An 18,784-nucleotide genomic window follows, 5' to 3' on the forward strand; every position below is an offset into this window, starting at 1 on the left:
GGCCCAGGCTCCGGGGTGCCCGCCTCTTGCCGGGCGGGGCCTCTGGGCCGGCTGAGTGCCGATGTCGTTTGAAAAGATTTCGCTCAAGGGGCGTGCGCTGCGCTACCTCGCCATGCGCGAGCATTCGCGCTCAGAGCTGGAGCGCAAGCTGGCGCCTCACGAAGAGGTGCCCGGTGAATTGGCCCGGGCGCTGGACGAGTTGCAGGCCCGAGGCTTCATTGATGAGCAGCGCGTGATCGAGTCGCTGTTGTACCGCCGGGCCTCGCGTCTGGGCGCCGGGCGTCTGCGTCAGGAGTTGCAGGCCAAGGGCCTGCAGGGCGAAGCCGTGCAGCAGGCCTTGGCCGGCTTGCGTGACACCGAACTGGCGCGTGCTCAGGTCGTTTGGCGCAAGCGCTTTGACAGCCTGCCGACGGCGGCCACCGAGCGGGCCCGGCAAACCCGCTTCCTGATGGCGCGCGGCTTCTCGTCCGAGGTGGTGCGGCAGGTGCTGGCAGGCCGGGGCGTTGAGGACGACGAGTCGGCATGCAGCGACGAAATCGACCAGGATTGAGCGCCACAGTGCGCAGGACCACGCCATGAAAAAAGGCCCCTCGGGGCCTTTTCTGCGCCTGGGCTGGTGCGCTCAGAGGCTCAGCATCAGCTGCAGGTTCTGCACGGCGGCGCCGCTGGCACCTTTGCCGAGGTTGTCCAGGCGGGCGATCAGCACGGCGTGGTTGAATTCATCGTTGCCGAACACACGCAGTTCAAGTTTGTTGGTGTCGTTCAGAGCCAGGGCATCGAGCTTGCCGTCTTCGGTGGCCGGCAGCACGCTGACCCAGCCCCCATCGGCGGCGCTGGCCGCATAGTGGCGGCTCAGGGCGTCGTGCAGATCGGCGGCCTTGGGTGCCCCCGGCAGCGTGTCCAGGTGCAGCGGCAACTGCACCAGCATGCCCTGGCGGAAGTTGCCCACGGCGGGCACAAACAAGGGGCGGCGGGTCAGGCCGGTGCAGGCCATGATCTCGGGAATGTGCTTGTGCTTGAGGCCCAGCGCATAGGCCTCGTACAAGGGGGCTTCACCTTTTTCATAGGCTTCGATCATGGTGCGCCCGCCACCCGAGTAGCCGCTGACCGAGGGCAGGGCCACCGGGTGGTCCTTGGGCAGCAGGCCCGCATCGATCAGGGGGCGCAGCAAGGCGATGGCGCCGGTGGCGTAGCAGCCCGGGTTGGCCACGCGGCGGGCCTGTCGCACCGCCTCTTTCTGGCCCGGGGCCAGTTCGGGAAAACCGTAGACCCAGCCCGGACTCACGCGGTGGGCGGTCGAGGCATCGATGATCTTGGGGCCGGGGCGGCCGGTGCTGCGTTCCAGCTCGTCCACCAGAGCCACGGTCTCGCGGGCCGCATCGTCGTGCAGGCACAGAATGACCAGGTCCACGCCGGCCAGCAGCTCACGTTTGGCGGCCGGGTCTTTGCGTCGTTCAGGCGCAATGCTCACCAGTTCGATGGCGGGCATGTGTTGCAGCCGCTCCCGGATTTGCAGGCCGGTGGTGCCTGCTTCGCCGTCAATAAAAACCAAGGCCATGATGTCTTCCTGACTCAGTGTTGTGGTAACCACGTAAGTTACGCACAAGGTTTGTGCAGGGCAGCATGATACATTTCGAGGTTGCTGTGTCCACTGCCCGACGCCGGCTTTTGCGAGGTCGCCGGGTGAAAATCATCCATTCCTGAGAGAGACCTCATGAAGATTCACGAGTACCAAGGCAAGGAAATCTTGCGTCAGTTTGGTGTGCCCGTCCCCCGTGGCATCCCTGCATTCACGGTTCAAGAGGCGGTGGAAGCTGCCCAGAAACTGGGCGGTCCGGTTTGGGTCGTCAAGGCCCAGATCCACGCGGGCGGCCGCGGCAAGGGCGGCGGCGTCAAGGTGGCCAAGTCCATCGATGACGTGAAGCGCCTGGCTGGCGAGATCCTGGGCATGCAGCTCAAGACCCACCAGACTGGCCCCGAAGGCCAGAAGGTCCGTCGTCTGTACATCGAAGACGGCGCCGACATCCAGAAGGAATACTACGTGTCGATCGTGACCGATCGCGCCACGCAGAAGCTGGCCTTCATTGCCTCCAGCGAAGGCGGCATGGACATCGAGGAAGTGGCTCACTCCACCCCCGAGAAGATCATCACCGAATTCATCGACCCGCTGACCGGCTTGAGCGCCGAGCAGGCGACCCGCATTGCCAATGGCATCGGCCTGCCCGCCGAGTCGACCGCCCAGGCTGTGGACATCTTCCAGAAGCTGTTCAAGTGCTACATGGACACCGACGCTTCGCTGGTTGAAATCAACCCGCTGAACCGCGACAGCAAGAACAACCTGATCGCCCTGGACGCCAAGTTCAACTTCGACGCCAACGCCCTGTTCCGTCACCCGGAAATCGTGGCCTACCGCGATCTGGACGAAGAAGATCCGGCTGAAGTCGAGGCTTCCAAGTTCGACCTGGCCTACATCAGCCTGGATGGCAACATCGGCTGCCTGGTGAACGGCGCCGGTCTGGCCATGGCCACCATGGACACCATCAAGCTGTTCGGCGGCGAGCCGGCCAACTTCCTGGACGTCGGCGGCGGCGCCACGGCCGAGAAGGTGACCGAAGCCTTCAAGATCATGCTCAAGAACGAAAAGGTCAAGGGCATCCTGGTCAACATCTTCGGCGGCATCATGAAGTGCGACACCATCGCCAACGGCGTGATCACCGCTTGCAAGGCCGTGAACCTGTCCGTGCCGCTGGTGGTGCGCATGAAGGGCACCAACGAAGAGCTGGGCAAGAAGCTGCTGGCCGAATCCGGCCTGCCCATCATTGCCGCCGACACCATGGCCGAAGCTGCGACCAAGATCGTGGCTGCCGTCAAGTAAGCCCGGAGAACACACATGTCGATCTACATCAACAAAGACACCAAGGTCATCACCCAGGGCATCACGGGCAAGACTGGCCAGTTCCACACCGAAAAGTGCCAGGAATACGCGAACGGCAAGAACGCCTTCGTGGCTGGCGTGAACCCGAAGAAGGCCGGCGAGTCGATCTTCAACATCCCGATCTACGCCTCCGTCAAGGAAGCTGCTTCCGAAACCGGCGCCACCGTGTCGGTGATCTATGTGCCGCCCGCAGGTGCAGCCGCTGCCATCTGGGAAGCTGTTGAAGCCGACCTGGACCTGGCGATCTGCATCACCGAAGGCATCCCGGTCCGCGACATGCTGGAAGTGCGCAACAAGATGAAGGCCAAGGAAGCCGCCGGTGGCAAGCGCACCCTGCTGCTGGGCCCCAACTGCCCTGGCCTGATCACCCCCGACGAAATCAAGATCGGCATCATGCCGGGTCACATCCACCGCAAGGGCCGCATCGGCGTGGTCTCGCGTTCGGGCACCCTGACCTATGAAGCCGTGGCCATGCTGACCGAAGTCGGCCTGGGCCAGTCGAGCGCCGTGGGCATTGGTGGCGACCCGATCAACGGCCTGAAGCACATCGACGTGATGAAGGCGTTCAACGACGATCCGGACACCGACGCCGTGATCATGATCGGTGAAATCGGCGGCCCCGATGAAGCCGACGCCGCTCGCTGGTGCAAGGAAAACATGAAGAAGCCGGTGGTCGGCTTCATCGCTGGCGTGACCGCGCCTCCCGGCAAGCGCATGGGCCACGCCGGCGCCCTGATCTCGGGTGGTGCCGATACCGCCGATGCCAAGCTCGCCATCATGGAAGAGTGCGGTTTCGTCGTGACCCGCAACCCGTCCGAACTGGGCAAGCTGCTGAAAGCTCAGCTCAAGTAAGCCAGCGGCGTCCGTAAGCAATATTACGGACGGCCATTGCGCGAGGGGCCGTTAAACTGCGGCCTCCCACTCAACAGAAGCGCTCGAAACGCAGGTTTCGGGCGCTTCTTGCATTCAAAACACAGGAGAAACTGCATGGAAATGCTGCAAAGCCCGGACTTCTGGATCGGTCTGATCAAGATTGTCTGGATCAACATCATCTTGTCAGGTGACAACGCGGTGGTGATCGCTTTGGCGGCCCGCTCGCTGCCCCCCGAAATGCAACGCAAGGCCATTCTGTTCGGCTCCGGCGCTGCGGTGGTGTTGCGTATCGTGCTGACCTTTGTGGCTGCCAAGCTGCTCGGCCTGCCGTTCCTGCAGGTGGTAGGCGGTTTGCTGCTGCTGTGGATCGGTGTCCAGCTGCTGAGCGAAGAGGAAGAGGAAGAAGGCGAAGCCAAATCCTCGGGCAACATGATGGCCGCCGTGCGCACCATCCTGATCGCCGACCTGGTGATGAGCCTGGACAACGTGATCGCCGTGGCTGCCGCCGCCAAGGGCAGCGACCTGCTGCTGATCCTGGGCCTGGGCATCAGCATTCCGCTGGTGATCTTCGGCAGCACGCTGATGATCAAGCTGATGGAGCGCTTCCCCATCATCGTGGTGCTGGGTGCCGCACTGATCGGCTGGGTGGGCGGTGAGACGATCGCCAGCGATGTCTTCCTGGCCGACTTTGCACATGCCAACCCCTGGCTGCACTACGTTGCCGCGACGACCGGTGCGGTGTTGGTGGTGCTGGTGGGCAAGGTGCTGCAGGCCCGCTCCGCGGCGGCCCACAAGGCAGACTGAAGACACTTGCCGCCTGACCTGGCTTTCCTGCCAGGCTGCGATCAAACCACGGGGCCAGCGCCCAGGCGCTGGCCCCGTTGTCATTTTTGCTGCAGTTGACTTGCTCCACCCTGGGGCCTCTGATAGTGTGTCGATCGGTTTATTTGTGTAAATAAGTCAACAAATCACCCTGCTGCGGGGGCTGTCTTGGCGAGGTCATGGAGGCCTCGTCAGGCTGACCCGGCTGTGCCGTGACGAGGTGTGCCGAGCACGCTGTCATGTGATGCGTCAAGGGTGAGCGACGAAGTGGTTCAAGGTTGACGCCAGCCGGCCCTGTGCAGGGCGCTGTGTGCCTTGTGCTTCCGCTGTCGAGGGGGTTGCCCATGCCTTGGCGTGGGCTGCAAGAGGCTGGCGGAGCTGCCGCGGTTGTCCTGGGTTCCTGAGTCGGACCCGGTTTTTGAGCCATGAAATACGAGTTTTGTGCCTTCACGGACCCTGGTCTGGCCCGTGCCAACAATGAGGATTCCGTCACTTTTGACGAGTCGACCTGCCTGGCCGTGCTGGCTGATGGCATGGGGGGGTACAACGCTGGCGAGGTGGCCAGCGGCATGGCCACGACCTTCATCCGCACCGAATTGTCGCGTTGGTTGGCGCAGGCGGGGCGACATGCCAACGCCAAGGAAATCCAGCGGGCGATGGAAATCTGCGTCGACAACGCCAACCGGGCCATTTTCAACGCAGCGCACAGCAACCCCCAGTATTCGGGCATGGGCACCACACTCGTCATGGGCGTGTTTCAGGACGCCCGCCTGATGCTGGGCCACATTGGCGACTCGCGCTGCTATCGCCTGCGTGATGGCGAATTGGCCCAGCTCACCAAGGACCATTCCTTGTTGCAGGAGCAGGTCGATGCCGGGCTGATCACACCTGAGCAGGCCGCAGTGTCCATCAACCGCAATCTGGTCACCCGTGCCATGGGGGTGGAGGACGCAGCCATCCTGGAGGTCAGCGAATGCCGGGTCGAGAACGGGGATCTTTATCTGCTGTGCTCGGATGGCTTGTCAGACATGATGGGGGCGGCCGAGATCGCCGAACTGCTGAATATTCCCGAAGCATTGACCCAGAAAGCAACGCGAATGATCAAGATCGCCAATCACCATGGGGGGCGCGATAATATCAGCGTATTGCTGGTCAGAGCGGGAGATGCCTCGTCCAAGAAAAGGCTTCTGTCACGCCTTTGGGGCGGCTAGCTCTGCCTATTCGCCATTTTGCGAACACCACCAACCCATAACAAGCCAGGTTTTCAGGAGTACCGAACATGCCCAAGATGATCGTATCGATCGATGGGGTCGTCATCAAGGAAGTGCAGCTCACCAAGGAGCGCACCACCCTGGGCCGGAGGCCTTACAACGATATCGTCATCGACAATCTGGCCGTGAGCGGTGAGCATGCCGTGCTGCAGATGGTGGGGCAGGCGGTCACGCTGGAAGACCTCAACAGCACCAATGGGACCTATGTGAACGGCAAGGCCGTCAAAAAGCAGCAACTGCAGAGCGGTGACACGATCGAAGTCGGCAAGTACAAGATCCGCTTCATTGCCGAGCTGGAATCCAGCGAATACGACAAGACCATGGTGGTGAAGCCGCCGGTTTCATTGTCCGACTCTCTTTCCACGGTGCCTGCTGCCATGGGCAGCTACCAGTCGGCCCCTACGCAGGCCGGAGAATCCCTGGCCGGTTCGATCAAGGTGCTTTCAGGCTCTGCGGCTGGCCGTGAGGTCAGTCTGACCAAGGTGGTCACCACCATTGGCAAGCCTGGTGTGGCGGTGGCCGCCATCACCCGTCGCCCGCATGGCTTCGTGCTGGCCCACGTGGAAGGCGGTACCTTCCCAACCCTCAACGGGAACCCTGTCAGCGCCGAGCCCGTCACCCTGAAAAGTGGCGACGTGCTGGAACTGGCGGGCACCCAGATGCAGTTCTTCCAGGTTTGAGTGTTTTCAAGGCGGCCCGCATGGTCTGGCCTGCCGTAGCGGCAACCGCGAGCCGCTTGAGCGTTCGGCACTTCTGGCGCCGTGGCGTCATGTTGGTGCCCGCCGTCCTGTTGCTGGCCCATGTCCTGGGCCTCCTCCCCCTCACACTGGTGAACCGGCTGGACGACCAGATCTACGACGTTCGCCTGCGTCTGACCATGCCGGCCACCTTGGACGAACGGGTGGCCATCGTCGACATCGACGAAAAAAGCCTGGCCCAACTCGGCCATTGGCCTTGGGGGCGCGATCAACTGGCCTTGCTGGCGGATCGCCTGTTTCAGCACTACGGGATTGCGGCGCTGGGTTTTGACGTGCTGTTCTCCGAGTCGGACACCAGTTCCGGGCTGGCCTCTCTGCAGGCCTTGGCCAACGGCCCGCTGCAGGACAATGCGGGCTTCAAGCAGCAACTGGACCACCTCACCCCCCGCTTGAATTACGACCGGCGCTTTGCTCAGGCGCTGCAGGGGCGCCCGGTGGTGTTGGGCTATTACTTCTCCAGCGATCGCGATGGGCGCCGCAAAGGAGAGTTGCCGGCCCCCGTTCTGAGTGCCGCGCAAGTGCCCGCAGAGGGCTTGCAAGTGCTGGATTGGGACGGCTACGGCGCCAGCCTGCCCGAATTGGCGCGTGCGGCGCCCCGCGCCGGCTTTTTCAACTCAGTCACCGACGAGGATGGGGTGGTCCGTTCGCTGCCTCTGCTGTCTCGCCACGACGGGCAGTATTACGAATCCCTGGCCCTGGCCCTGTACCGCGTTGCACATGACCTGCGGGTGAGCGGCCCCGTCTGGGCGCAGTCCCCAAGCGAAGGGGGATCACCGCCCGTGCTGGAGGCCTTGCAACTGCAGGGCCAATCGGGCACGGAGCGGGTACCCCTGGACCCTTCCGGCACGGCCCTGGTGCCCTTTCGGGGGCGAGGCGGACCCGGGGGGGGCTCCTACCGTTATGTCTCGGCGATCGACGTCCTGCAGGCCAAGGCCCCGCGTGAGGACCTGCAGGGCCGCATCGTGCTGGTGGGCTCCACCTCGCCGGGCCTGCTTGACTTGCGGGCCACGCCTGTGGGGCAGATTTACCCTGGGGTGGAATCCCACGCCAACCTGATCAGCGGTTTGCTGGACCAGCATCTGCTGGTGCGGCCTGACTACGCTGCCGGCTACGAAGTGCTGGTGCTCGCCTCCGTGGGCCTGACCTTGGCCCTGCTGCTGCCTGGGCTCAGCGCGGCCGCCGCGATGTGGACCAGCCTGGCCAGCTTGCTGCTGGTCAGTGGCCTCAACTTTGCCCTGTACCGTGCACACGGCCTGGTGCTGCCCCTGGCCAGCGCCCTGTTGCTGATCGTGCTGACTTTCGGCGTGAACATGAGCTACGGCTACCTGGTGGAGAGCCGTGCCAAGCGCCGGCTGGCCAACGTCTTTGGCACCTACGTGCCACCAGAACTGGTCGATCAGATGCTGCAGGCCCCTGATCAATACACCATGCGTGCGGCCAGCCGCGAGCTCACCGTCATGTTCTGCGACATGCGCGGTTTTACCCACCTCTCCGAAGGGTTGGAGCCCGAGGCGGTGCAGGCCTTGCTCAACCAACTGTTCAGCCGACTCACTGTCTGCATTCGCCGTCATCAAGGCACCATCGACAAGTACATTGGCGACTGCGTCATGGCGTTCTGGGGCGCCCCGGTGGCCCTGCCCAACCATGCCGCGCTGGCCGTGCGGGCTGCCCTGGACATGGTGAACGAGGTAGCGCGCTTCAACCAGGAGCGCCTCGCCCAGGGCCTGCCCCGCGTGAGCGTTGGCATCGGCCTCAACACAGGCGTGATGCGGGTCGGCGACATGGGATCTGACTTGCGCCGCAGCTACACCGTGATCGGTGATGCGGTCAATCTGGCGTCGCGCCTCGAGGGGCTGTCCAGGCTTTACGGGGTCTCTGTGATCGCCGGAGACACCACCCGTCGCCAAGCTGATCCTGAGGCGCTGTGGCAAACGCTGGATTGCGTGCGCGTCAAAGGCAAGGGAGAGCCCGTTCTGATCCACACGCCTCACCCAGTGCCCGAAAGTGAAGAGTCGGGGCGCCGCATTCAGGAAGAGTTGGCCCAATGGGCGGAATTTTTGGCGAACTACCGCGCAAAAAATTGGGATGCCTGTAGCCAGAGGCTGAAAGAGTTGCGGAAAATGGAGCCGTTGGTAACGGTTTGTCAGATGTATGGCGAGCGTTTGTTGCAATACCGGCAGACACCCCCTCCCGACGATTGGGATGGCGTGACGGTCTTTGACATCAAGTAGGGATGTTTGCGCATGAAAATCAGGGTTCTTGGCTGCTCGGGCGCCATTGCCAGAGGTTGCCACACCACCTCGTTTCTCGTCGGTGACTCGGTTCTCATCGACGCCGGAACCGGTGTGGGCGAGCTCACCCTGGAGGAAATGGTGCGCGTCGATGATGTGTTCCTGACCCATTCCCACCTGGACCACATCGCCGCCTTGCCCCTGATGCTGGATGCCGTGAGCAAATGGCGCCAAAGCCCGTTGCGCGTGCGCGCCTTGCCGCAAACCCTGCATGCCTTGCGGCAGCATGTGTTCAACGACGTCATCTGGCCCGATTTCACCCGCCTCCCCAACCCTGCCCGGCCCTTTGTCACTCTTCATCCGTTCGAATGCGGAGATGTTCTGTCCTGCGGTCCCTGTCAGATCGAGGTGTTGCCGGCCGACCATGCGGTGCCTGCCGTGGGGTTCTCTGTCGATGCCGGCCGTGGGGCCTGGGTCTTCACGGGCGACACCTGTGGCCACCCTGCTTTCTGGGCCCGCATCCGGCAATTGCCCGTCAAGGCCCTGGTGATCGAGACAGCCTTTGGCGAGGCGGAGCATGAACTTGCCGTGCGCAGCCGCCACCTGTCACCCACCAGCCTGATCGAACAACTGCGTCTGCTGGGTGAGCAGCCGGGGTTCCCGATCCACATCACCCACACCAAGCCCTCCGAGACGGCCGACATCGCGGCCCAACTTCAGGCCCTGGAACAACAGGCCGAGCACCCCGTGGGATGGCCCTTGACCCTGGCGTGGCTCGCTTCGGGCGATGTGTTCGAGATCTGAGGGGCGAGGTGACAATTTTGTTCTGACAAATTTGTCCTCTCGGCAGCAGCAAAAATACACATATGACACCTTTGGAAATCAAAAGGCCTTCAGGGCATCAAGCTACGCACAAAACCGCTGGATTCGCATGGCACGGAATCTGCTGAACTCGACCGCTCTTCCCCTTCATTTCAGGAGTTTTCACATGAAGCGTACCGTCCAACAGGGTTTCACCCTGATCGAATTGATGATCGTGGTCGCGATCATCGGCATCTTGGCTGCCGTGGCTCTGCCGGCTTACCAGGACTACACCAAGAAGGCCAAGATGTCGGAAGTGATTCTGGCGGCTTCGGCTTGCCGCACCACCATCACTGAGGTGTATCAATCGGCTGCTGCCGCCGCCAGCCTGCCGACGGGCTCGAACGGTTGGGGCTGCGAATCGACTGCCGCCACCACCAAGTATGTTGCTTCTGTCACGACCACTTCTGCTGGACAGATCATTGCAACCGCTCAAGGCTTCAATGATTCGACCAACATTGACACCAAGTCGCTCACCCTGACGCCTTATTCGGACACTGCCGGCTCCAACGCCATGTCGTCCGGCAACTTCGGCAGCCCGGTGGCGGTCTGGAAATGCGGTCCTAGCGCTACCAGCGGCATCAACATCAAGTACCTGCCCGGTTCTTGCCGCGGTTAAGCTGATACCGCTTGCGTCAAAAAAGGCAGCTTGGCTGCCTTTTTTGATTTTCAGGGTTTGCTTTCGCCAAGCCGATGATCAGATCCGGCTTGGTGATTTCATGGCGAACGAGCCTACTGCCGAGGGTTTATGTTAGGTTTTTTGAAGAAAAATACATCCGCAGCGCTAGGGAGCATTTTTGCGGTGTGCTTGCTTTATTACTTGCATCCCTATTATGGTATTCGCCATGACAGCCCGCTGTATTTGGGGCAAGCCATGCTTGCCATGGATCCAGCTACTTTTAAAAATGATATGTTTTTCGCTTATGGCAGCCAAGCAGATTACACAATCATGCCAGTCCTTCTTGGTTGGTTTTGTTCTATTTGGCATCCAGCCAAGGTCTTTCTTGCGCTCTCTGCATTTTCTTTGGTGCTGTTTGCTTTTTCGTCCTATGTATTGGCAAGAAACATATTGGGTCCCAAGTTTGGCTATTGGGGATTACTCTCGGTTCTTGTTTTTCCGGCTGTCTATGCTGGTAATTGGATTCTGTCTTATGCAGAGTCTTTCTTAACAGGACGTTCACTTTCTGAGCCGATAGTTCTATTGGTCATAGCCGCCTACCTCAGTCGCCGTTATGCTTGGGCAATTTTGCTGTTTATATTGGCTGCCACGCTGCATCCTTTGCAGGCGCTTGGCGGTTTGCTTGTGATTTGGATTCATCTGGTTCAGCAGAGGAAAGTATGGCTGAATTTATTGTGGGTGCCATTGCTTCTCTTTCTGGCATCTCTGGCGGGAACTCCCCAGCTTGAATTTTTAAGTGCTCGTTTTGACCCTCAGTGGTTTGAATGGTTGATGGGCCCAAATAGACTCACTTTCTTGGCTCAATGGACTAGCGTCGACTGGACTTTTATCTTGACTGACGCGTTTTTGATCCTGCTTTGGACCAGGAGTCCCTGGGAGTCCGCCAGCACGTTGGCCCGTTCAATCTTGATTGCGACATTGTTGGGTTTTGCCCTGAGTTATGTCTTTTATGAGCAATTGCGGTTTGTCTTGCTCGGCGGCTTGCAGTTATGGCGTGTGGACTGGTTGTTGCATTGGTTTGCAATGGTCAGTATTCCTGCCTTACTTTATATTCAGTGTCAGAAAACACAGATCAAGAGCGTTGAGTTTTGGGCGCTGTTTACGATTATTGCTTTGGGGACCCAGAATCGGATTTCTCCTGAGATGGGGAAAATTGTCTTCGTATTGATTCCTTTGTACCTGGCCTGGCCGCGCATCAAAGATCAAATCGGCCCAAGGCTGGTCGCATTTCTGCTTTACAGCATGCCACTGGCTTTTGCTGTGGCTTTGCTTAAATTTTTCCAACAGTCGTACGAACGATATCATGCCTCGTGGCATTTTGGGACGCCTCTCACCATGCACTATATGCTGCTGTCCAATCCGGTGATTGGCGGCTTGTGTGTTCTTTCCTTGGTCTATCTATTTTTGCGTCGACCCAAGTGGCAGCTATATGGGATTTTTTTGGCGTCGGCTGCCTTGATTTTCTCGGCGATGACTTGGGATCGTCGAAGCGATTGGACCCTCGAAATAGAACAAACCCGTGGTGATGGCAGTGAGTTCAACATCAAGATGGAGTCCAACGCGCAAGTTTTTTGGTCTAACGATTTGTTGGGGCCATGGCTTGTTTTGCGGCGTCCCAGTTATTTCAGTGCGCAGCAAACGGCAGGTATTATTTTTAATCGTGAAACTGCACGCGAAGTGATGAAGCGGCACTCAGAACTGAATGCATTGAATGGAAGTCTGGAGTCTTGTAAAGCGCAAAAAACAAACGAAATGGGAGACGAGGCTTGTAATATTCAAGGCGTTACTCTCACGGCATTGTGCCGTGTGGCCAAGCCATATCTTGACTATATTGTTCTCGATTTTCAATCTGACGAGCGCTATGCTGGGATCTGGAATTTGAAGGCGAAAGATATCATGGGGAAGCCAATCAGTTACTATCTTTATCGCTGTTCTGATCTGATGGCGGGTGCTGATTCTAAAAGCAGTGATGCCGTGCATGGTACGCAGTCACATTGATGTGAGCCCGATGGGATGTACCCGAAATCCGCATGGCCAAAGAATGAAACTATTTAACCGCTTGTTGGCTTGGGAGCCCTTTCGGTACCTGTTGATCTCAGGCATCGCCTTGCTGGCAGACATGGTGGTTTTCTCTTTGAGTCTGCGGTGGCTCGGAGTGCCTTGGCCTGTAGCGGCATGTCTTGGTTTTGTCACTGGCGTGTGTGTTGCCTATAGCTTGAGCATCCGGTATGTCTTTGAGGTGCGTAAACTGAGGCGCAGCCCGCGCGTCGAGCTGCTCATTTTTGTTGGCCTGGGTGTTCTGGGTTTGGGGGTGACGCAGCTGGTTCTGTACTGTTGCATTGAATGGTTGTCGTGGCCTGCAGAAGTGTCCAAAGGCGTCGCCGCGATCGTGACTTTTCTGACCAATTTCATCAGCCGAAAGGTGCTTCTGTTCAGGTGAACTTGGCGCATCGAGTGCTGAAGCGAACACATCATGAATACAAATGACCCGATCGTGATCATCGGTGCCGGCCCGGCGGGCCTCACGGCTGCGCGTGAGCTGCAACGGGCTGGCTATCAGAATGTCACTGTGCTGGAGGCGGATCAGCAGGTGGGGGGCATTTCCCGAACTGTCAATTACAAGGGCAACCGAATTGACATCGGTGGGCACCGTTTTTTTTCCAAGTCGGACTGGGTGATGAAGTGGTGGGCCCAGGTGTTGCCGGTGGCCGTGGCGCCCGGAGCGGACTTGGGGCACCTGCAATACCGCGGTATGGCCCGCAAAGATCTGCCCGGGCCCACAGCCTCTTCAGAGGCCCACGTGTCGGGTGACGACGTGATGCTGCTGCGCGACCGCTTGTCCCGCATTTTTTACAACCAGCAGTTTTTTGATTACCCGTTGAAGCTGAACCTGGCTTCTTTGAGAAAGCTCGGTCTGTACAAGACCGTGACCTTTGGCCTCAGTTATGCCTGGGCCAAGATTCAGCCTATTCGCGGTGAGAAGTCGCTTGAAGACTTTCTCATCAACCGCTTTGGCCGCAAGCTGTATCACCAGTTCTTCAAAGAGTACACGGAAAAGGTCTGGGGTGTGCCTTGCCATGAAATCAGTGCGGAATGGGGGGCGCAACGCATCAAGAGCCTGTCGATCTGGTCGGCCGTCTGGCACGCCTTGCGAGACTTGCTGGGTTTGGGGCAGGGCCAGGCGGCGCAAACCTCGTTGATTGAAAAGTTCATTTATCCCAAATTGGGGCCTGGGCAGATGTGGGAGGCTGTTGCCCGCGATTTTGTCGCTGCTGGCGGGCACTTGCACATGGGCCATCGGGCTACCCAACTGATTTTGCAGGAAGGACGCTTGACCGCGGTGCAGGCAACAGATGCCCAGGGCCAGACGCAGACATTGCCTTGCGCGCAGGTCATTTCCACCATGCCGATCAAGGAGCTTGTTGCAGCCTTGCCTTCAGACTGGGCACCCAAGGCTGCACAGGTTGCGCGGGAGCTTCAATATCGGGATTTCATCACAGTGGGCTTGTTGTATGACGCTTCGAGCCTGGTCGTACCCTTGAAAGACAATTGGATCTACATCCAGGAGCCCGGCGTTCAGGTGGGTCGGGTGCAGGTGTTCAACAACTGGAGCCCCTACATGGTGGCGCGTCCCGACACGGTCTGGATGGGGCTGGAGTTCTTCTGCAAGGACGTCGATCCACTCTGGCTGATGAAGGATGAGGACTTGAAGTCACTGGCGCAGTCTGAAATGCACCAGATTGGTCTGACGGCCGTGCCCATGGCCCTGGATGCTGTGGTCATCCGTGTTCCAAAGGCTTATCCAGGGTATTTCGGATCCGCCTACGCAAATTTTGATCAATTGCGCACTGAGCTTGACTCGATTGAAAACCTGTTCCTGGTCGGTCGCAATGGCATGCATCGCTACAACAACCAGGACCATTCCATGCTGACGGCCAAGAAGGCGGTTGATTTGATCGTTGAGGGCCGCACGGACAAGCAGGAAATCTGGGATATCAATGTCGATGATGAATACCATGAAGAAGCTCAGCAAGCCTCCGCGCCCAAAGTGTGAGGGCCCCAGACGATGAAACCCTTGATCAGCATCGTGGTGCCTTGTTTCAACGAACAGGACAACGTGGAGTCTTTGCACCAGCGAATCCGGCTGGCAACAGCAGAATTGATCGCACGTTATGAGCTGGAAATCATTTTCATTGACAACAAGTCAGAAGACGGAACAGCACTTCGCATCGAAAAAATCTGCCGCACTGACCCCTCTGTGCGTTTGATTGTGAATGCCCGGAACTTCGGTCAGGTCCGCTCTCCTGCTCACGCACTGATGCAGGCCAGGGGGGCTGCCGTGATCGCCATGGCCGCCGATCTGGAAGATCCGCCAGAGCTGATCCCTGAATTGATCGCCCGATGGGAGCAGGGCGCTTCCGTTGTGGCAGCGGTCTACAAGCAACCGGTGAAAACAGGTTGGATCGGTTGGGCTCGCAAGCTTTATTACAAGATCATCCAGGCCGTCTCCGAGGCCAAGCCCATCGCTGCTTTCACAGGCTTTGGTCTGTATGACCGGCGTGTCATTGAGTTGATCCGTCGACTGGGGGGACCCTACCCTTATATCCGTGGCCTGGTCTCGGAGTTGGGGCTGCCTATTGAGACAGTCCCTTTTGACAAAGCGCCTCGCAAGTTTGGTGTCACGAAGAACAATTTGCTGACATTGCTGGAGATATCGATCCTGGGGTTGACCAATATGTCCCGGGCGCCGATTCGTCTGGCCACTCTGACGGGGGCTGTCATGTCGGTGCTGGGGGCGGTGATCGCACTGCTCTATTTGTGTGCCAAGCTGCTTTTCTGGAGCCAATTCCCCCTGGGACAGGCTCCATTGTTGATTGGTATTTTCCTCTTTGGCTCGGTGCAATTGCTTTTTGCGGGCTTGATTGGCGAATACATTGCGGCTCTGCATCAGCGTGCCTTGAACCACCCTCATGTCGTCGAGTTGTATCGCGTCAATTTCCCGGTCTCCGCCGATGAGGCGAAAGACCCTGTGATTGCCCAGGAGCGCCCGGTTCAGGGTATGTGAATCGTCTTCTCGACCGGGCTTGCTGCCTTCAATGTGTCGTCAAAGGGGCTGGCGAACGCATGACCTTCTGTAAGACCTCAAGATTCAGCCGCGCTGTGTAGTGGGGGGGGGGCTGTCCATCGGCAGCCTGTATCAGATTCAAGTCTTCGCGGAAGACCCCGGTCGGCAGGGCCAAGGTGCGGTAGATTTCCTCCATCGGGGTGACGGCGCCGATCAGGAGAATCACGACCGTGCCCGCCAAGTCCTGCAGTCGAAGGCGCGTGTCCTGCAGCGAACTCAGGAAGATCAGGCACAGCAGCATCAAGGCCGGGATACCGCCGCGCATCACGATGTCATTGCCGGGCCCCATCCTGAAAAACGGCAGCACGCACAGCGTCAGCAGTGCCACGGTCAACAGGGGACCTTTCCCATAGCGGTAAAGCGCCAGGCCCAGAAGCCCGAACTCCAGGCTGCAGAAAATGACATACAACACCAAGAAATCGAGTGCCACGCCGCCGGCGCCGATCTGGCTCTGGGCAGGTACCGATGCCAGGTCCAGCGTCAGATACAGGCCTGTGACCCCCAGGATAAGCAGTGCTGGCAGCAGGTTCAGGGGCTGGAAGAAGCGCCACTTGGCTCGCACAGCGTCGGCCAGTAGCAGCAGGTAGAACGGCGCCATGCCGATGGCAGCAAAGGGTGACCACAATGGCAGTAAAGCGAAAAGCATCGGTGCGAAACGCAGGAAGTCCGGATGGCGCCAATGTCGAAAGAACAAGGTCATGGCCAACCAGGCTGGCAATGCATGGTTCGGCACCCAGAACAGCTGGGTGGTGTGCGACGAGTACTGAAATGCATTGGCCCACCACTCGATGTGGCTGCCTGCAGGTGGCCAACTTCCATAAAACAGCAAGCCTCCAACGACGTCCATTCCACTGAACAGAACCACGCATGCCAGGCCCAAGGCCCATCGCATGGGCCGTTGGGAAAGGGGCAGCAATTGCAGGAACAGCAGAACTCCCAGACAGGTCCAGGCCAGCAGCAGTTTGTCCGCCCAATGGATGCCCAACCATTTCCCCAGCGTGGCCGCGGGCAGGTAGTAGGCGACTGGAGCACGCAAAATGAGGTCAAGCCCGCCAGGCAGGCCATAGCTGGGTGGCCAGTCGCCCACTGTCAGGTCGCGCAGCACGGCATCGCGAATGCCCCAGTCGGTGTTGGCGTAAAACAGGTGTCCAGCCCCCCCCAGGCAGGTCCAGACCAAGGCCACCGCGGTCAGGCCCCACAGCCAGTTACGGGACCGTGAGGGATCCCGAGTGGCGGCGGAGAACACCGGTCGCAAGGCGTGGGAGAGACCCAGGGCCAACGCCGCCAGCAACGTGGCAGCAAACCAGGGCTGGAGCCAGCCGGCGAAAAACAGGGCGACCGGCAGCGCCAGGTACAGCAGAGCTGCGGCGGTCTTGCGATCCAGTGCCTGGGACTGGCTGGCTTCAAAAAGAGACGTTGGGGTGCTGGACATGGGGCTTGGAGCAGGATGGAAAGTCGCCCGACTCACGGTCGCGCTTTTCTGAACGTGAAAAAGGTGTGCACAAAATAGCTGGCGATGACTGCAGCGGTCGTCACCGCGGCCTGGGCCAGCAAAGGGTGCAAGCCGCCCCATTCGACCAGCGCCGTCAGACAGGCCAGTGAAAGCGCGAACAGGCCCAGATGGGCCACATGAAAGCGCATGAATTCTCTCAGCCAATGACCTTCGGATCGGTAGACGAGGTAGCGCTGGCATAGAAAAGCCTGGCTGATGGCCGCTATGTGGGTGAACACCGCCAACACCGGGTACGGCAGTACGGTCGAGAACAGCCTGTAGACGATCACGAATAGCAGATAGCCCGCCAATGTGTTCCATATCCCTACAACGACGAAACGAAGTTGCCGGGAGCGCCAAAGCATCAAGGCCCGGTGCCGAACGGTATCGGACTTCATGGAGCTCAGGTGGTGGCCACAAACGACCCCGACTTGCCCCCATGCTTTTCCAGCACCCGCACATCGGTGATGGTCATGCCGCGGTCTACCGCCTTGCACATGTCATAGATGGTCAGCAAGGCCACCTGAACCGCTGTCAGTGCCTCCATTTCCACCCCGGTCACGCCCACTGTCTCGACTGTGGCTTCACATCGGATGCCGGCCGTTTCTACATCAAGCACCTGGAACTCGACAGCCACCCTGGTCAGTGCCAGGGGATGGCACAGTGGGATCAGGTCGCTGGTCTTCTTGGCGCCCTGGATGCCCGCGATCCGAGCAATGCCCAGTACATCCCCCTTTTTGGCGTTGCCCGCCAGGATCAGCGCCAGGGTTTCGGCTTGCATCAGGATCTGCCCCCCTGCCACCGCAATGCGGTGCGTGCTGGCCTTGTGGCTGACGTCGACCATATGGGCCTGTCCGTGGGCATCGAAGTGGGTGAGGGCTGTCATGCTTGAAAATAGGGAGACAAACGGCATTTACGCCAGATTGACGTACTTCGAGCATCATACGGAAATGAGTCAGTTGATACCTCGTCTCAAGGCCTTGGGCGTTCATGCCTGCATCAGCCTGTTGTTTGCGGCCGGCGCGGCCGCCCTGGTGTTCTGGATCTGGTATCCCTTTCCCTACCGCGAGATATCGGGTGGTCGGGAGTTGCTTTTCCTGGTCATAGGCGTGGATGTGGTGCTGGGGCCACTGGTCACCTTCATCCTGTTCAACCCGACCAAGACCCGGCGCGCGCTGACGCTGGATTTCAGCTTGGTCGCCGTGCTGCAACTGTCGGCACTGGTTTATGGGCTTTGGACGGTGTCGGTGGCCCGACCGGTGTATCTGGCCTTTGAATACAACCGCTTCCGGGTGGTCCACGCGATCGATGTGCCTGACGACCTGCTCGACAAGGCTGAGCCTGCATTTCGCAGGCTGCCCTGGACCGGACCGAAGCCCATTGGCCTGCGCGATTTCCATAGCAGCAATGAACAGGTCGACGCCACCCTGGCCGCATTGAACGGGTTGCAGCTGGGTTTTCGACCTGATCTGTGGGTTTCGTACGAAAAGGCCCACACATCTGTGCTCAAGGAGTCTCGCCCTCTGACGGCACTTCGCGCCCGCTTTCCTGATCAGGCCAGCCTGATCGACCAGAGCGTGCAAAAGATCGGCCGTCCTGTCTCATCCCTGGCCTATGTGCCGATGGTGGGCCGTAAAACCTTCTGGACCGTGATCCTGGACGTCCAAACTGCCGATATCCTGGGCTACTTGCCCATCGATTCCTTCTGACCACCGGCTGCCCCGCCACCAAGCCCAT

The 18,784-nt window shown here is 59.5% G+C and carries 18 protein-coding genes; 14 read left to right on the forward strand and 4 right to left on the reverse strand.

Annotation, left to right across the window (positions count from 1 at the left end; all coding sequences use genetic code 11):
- Positions 1-61: 61 nt before the first annotated feature.
- Positions 62-550: a recombination regulator RecX gene (recX, locus tag AC07VS_RS10665; RefSeq protein WP_492348487.1), complete on the forward strand. Its 489-nt coding sequence runs from the start codon at positions 62-64 to the stop codon at positions 548-550.
- A gap of 72 nt (positions 551-622) precedes the next feature.
- Here recX and argC read toward each other — a convergent pair whose 3' ends face one another.
- Complete coding sequence (gene argC / locus AC07VS_RS10670) at positions 623-1,558, reverse strand: N-acetyl-gamma-glutamyl-phosphate reductase (protein WP_492348486.1); 936 nt, start codon at positions 1,556-1,558, stop codon at positions 623-625.
- 156 nt (positions 1,559-1,714) lie between these two features.
- On the opposite strand from argC, the gene sucC reads away from it, so the two are divergent.
- From sucC to AC07VS_RS10730, 12 genes are all read left to right on the forward strand, one after another.
- Entirely contained in the window at positions 1,715-2,875 is a 1,161-nt protein-coding gene (gene sucC / locus AC07VS_RS10675; protein WP_027474734.1) for an ADP-forming succinate--CoA ligase subunit beta, read from the forward strand.
- Between the two features lie 15 nt (positions 2,876-2,890).
- On the forward strand, positions 2,891-3,787 hold the full coding sequence (sucD, locus tag AC07VS_RS10680) for a succinate--CoA ligase subunit alpha (protein ID WP_019573884.1): 897 nt from the start codon (positions 2,891-2,893) through the stop codon (positions 3,785-3,787).
- Between the two features lie 135 nt (positions 3,788-3,922).
- On the forward strand, positions 3,923-4,612 hold the full coding sequence (locus tag AC07VS_RS10685; RefSeq protein WP_494750934.1) for a TerC family protein: 690 nt from the start codon (positions 3,923-3,925) through the stop codon (positions 4,610-4,612).
- Between the two features lie 443 nt (positions 4,613-5,055).
- Complete coding sequence (locus tag AC07VS_RS10690) at positions 5,056-5,841, forward strand: Stp1/IreP family PP2C-type Ser/Thr phosphatase (protein ID WP_494655773.1); 786 nt, start codon at positions 5,056-5,058, stop codon at positions 5,839-5,841.
- Between the two features lie 68 nt (positions 5,842-5,909).
- Positions 5,910-6,581 (forward strand): FHA domain-containing protein, encoded by a 672-nt coding sequence (locus AC07VS_RS10695; protein ID WP_492348483.1) that lies wholly within the window; start codon positions 5,910-5,912, stop codon positions 6,579-6,581.
- 20 nt (positions 6,582-6,601) lie between these two features.
- The gene (locus tag AC07VS_RS10700) at positions 6,602-8,890 is read left to right on the forward strand and encodes a CHASE2 domain-containing protein (protein ID WP_494750935.1); all 2,289 of its coding nucleotides are present in this window, start codon (positions 6,602-6,604) and stop codon (positions 8,888-8,890) included.
- 12 nt (positions 8,891-8,902) lie between these two features.
- Positions 8,903-9,694 carry an MBL fold metallo-hydrolase gene (locus tag AC07VS_RS10705; RefSeq protein ID WP_492348481.1) on the forward strand — a complete coding sequence of 264 codons (792 nt, stop codon included), beginning with the start codon at positions 8,903-8,905 and terminating at the stop codon, positions 9,692-9,694.
- A gap of 184 nt (positions 9,695-9,878) precedes the next feature.
- Entirely contained in the window at positions 9,879-10,370 is a 492-nt protein-coding gene (locus AC07VS_RS10710) for a pilin (RefSeq protein WP_494750962.1), read from the forward strand.
- 129 nt (positions 10,371-10,499) lie between these two features.
- A complete protein-coding gene (locus AC07VS_RS10715) occupies positions 10,500-12,428 on the forward strand; it encodes a hypothetical protein (protein ID WP_494750936.1) in 1,929 nt (642 codons plus the stop codon).
- A 43-nt stretch (positions 12,429-12,471) separates the two neighbouring features.
- Entirely contained in the window at positions 12,472-12,870 is a 399-nt protein-coding gene (locus AC07VS_RS10720; protein WP_494750937.1) for a GtrA family protein, read from the forward strand.
- 33 nt (positions 12,871-12,903) lie between these two features.
- Positions 12,904-14,484 (forward strand): NAD(P)/FAD-dependent oxidoreductase, encoded by a 1,581-nt coding sequence (locus AC07VS_RS10725; RefSeq protein ID WP_494750938.1) that lies wholly within the window; start codon positions 12,904-12,906, stop codon positions 14,482-14,484.
- Between the two features lie 12 nt (positions 14,485-14,496).
- Positions 14,497-15,495, forward strand: coding sequence for a glycosyltransferase family 2 protein (locus AC07VS_RS10730; protein ID WP_494750939.1), 999 nt, complete (start codon positions 14,497-14,499; stop codon positions 15,493-15,495).
- Positions 15,496-15,523: 28 nt separating this feature from the next.
- Here AC07VS_RS10730 and AC07VS_RS10735 read toward each other — a convergent pair whose 3' ends face one another.
- From AC07VS_RS10735 to moaC, 3 genes are all read right to left on the reverse strand, one after another.
- Entirely contained in the window at positions 15,524-16,660 is a 1,137-nt protein-coding gene (locus AC07VS_RS10735) for a hypothetical protein (protein ID WP_494750940.1), read from the reverse strand.
- Positions 16,661-17,019: 359 nt separating this feature from the next.
- Complete coding sequence (locus AC07VS_RS10740; protein ID WP_494750941.1) at positions 17,020-17,445, reverse strand: GtrA family protein; 426 nt, start codon at positions 17,443-17,445, stop codon at positions 17,020-17,022.
- A gap of 5 nt (positions 17,446-17,450) precedes the next feature.
- Positions 17,451-17,933: a cyclic pyranopterin monophosphate synthase MoaC gene (moaC, locus tag AC07VS_RS10745; protein ID WP_492348473.1), complete on the reverse strand. Its 483-nt coding sequence runs from the start codon at positions 17,931-17,933 to the stop codon at positions 17,451-17,453.
- Here moaC and tfpZ point away from each other — a divergent pair.
- Entirely contained in the window at positions 17,863-18,756 is an 894-nt protein-coding gene (gene tfpZ, locus AC07VS_RS10750; protein ID WP_494750942.1) for a TfpX/TfpZ family type IV pilin accessory protein, read from the forward strand. The genes moaC and tfpZ overlap by 71 nt on opposite strands.
- Positions 18,757-18,784: the final 28 nt, after the last annotated feature.

The sequence above is a fragment of the Curvibacter sp. GW821-FHT01G03 genome (genome assembly GCF_059422285.1).

Excerpts from the sequence above, each read along its gene's own strand:
- recX (WP_492348487.1), top strand. The coding sequence starts at position 62 with ATGTCGTTTGAAAAGATTTCGCTCAAGGGGCGTGCGCTGCGCTACCTC.
- argC (WP_492348486.1), bottom strand. The coding sequence starts at position 1,558 with ATGGCCTTGGTTTTTATTGACGGCGAAGCAGGCACCACCGGCCTGCAA.
- sucC (WP_027474734.1), top strand. The coding sequence starts at position 1,715 with ATGAAGATTCACGAGTACCAAGGCAAGGAAATCTTGCGTCAGTTTGGT.
- sucD (WP_019573884.1), top strand. The coding sequence starts at position 2,891 with ATGTCGATCTACATCAACAAAGACACCAAGGTCATCACCCAGGGCATC.
- AC07VS_RS10685 (WP_494750934.1), top strand. The coding sequence starts at position 3,923 with ATGGAAATGCTGCAAAGCCCGGACTTCTGGATCGGTCTGATCAAGATT.
- AC07VS_RS10690 (WP_494655773.1), top strand. The coding sequence starts at position 5,056 with ATGAAATACGAGTTTTGTGCCTTCACGGACCCTGGTCTGGCCCGTGCC.
- AC07VS_RS10695 (WP_492348483.1), top strand. The coding sequence starts at position 5,910 with ATGCCCAAGATGATCGTATCGATCGATGGGGTCGTCATCAAGGAAGTG.
- AC07VS_RS10700 (WP_494750935.1), top strand. The coding sequence starts at position 6,602 with ATGGTCTGGCCTGCCGTAGCGGCAACCGCGAGCCGCTTGAGCGTTCGG.
- AC07VS_RS10705 (WP_492348481.1), top strand. The coding sequence starts at position 8,903 with ATGAAAATCAGGGTTCTTGGCTGCTCGGGCGCCATTGCCAGAGGTTGC.
- AC07VS_RS10710 (WP_494750962.1), top strand. The coding sequence starts at position 9,879 with ATGAAGCGTACCGTCCAACAGGGTTTCACCCTGATCGAATTGATGATC.
- AC07VS_RS10715 (WP_494750936.1), top strand. The coding sequence starts at position 10,500 with ATGTTAGGTTTTTTGAAGAAAAATACATCCGCAGCGCTAGGGAGCATT.
- AC07VS_RS10720 (WP_494750937.1), top strand. The coding sequence starts at position 12,472 with ATGAAACTATTTAACCGCTTGTTGGCTTGGGAGCCCTTTCGGTACCTG.
- AC07VS_RS10725 (WP_494750938.1), top strand. The coding sequence starts at position 12,904 with ATGAATACAAATGACCCGATCGTGATCATCGGTGCCGGCCCGGCGGGC.
- AC07VS_RS10730 (WP_494750939.1), top strand. The coding sequence starts at position 14,497 with ATGAAACCCTTGATCAGCATCGTGGTGCCTTGTTTCAACGAACAGGAC.
- AC07VS_RS10740 (WP_494750941.1), bottom strand. The coding sequence starts at position 17,445 with ATGAAGTCCGATACCGTTCGGCACCGGGCCTTGATGCTTTGGCGCTCC.
- moaC (WP_492348473.1), bottom strand. The coding sequence starts at position 17,933 with ATGACAGCCCTCACCCACTTCGATGCCCACGGACAGGCCCATATGGTC.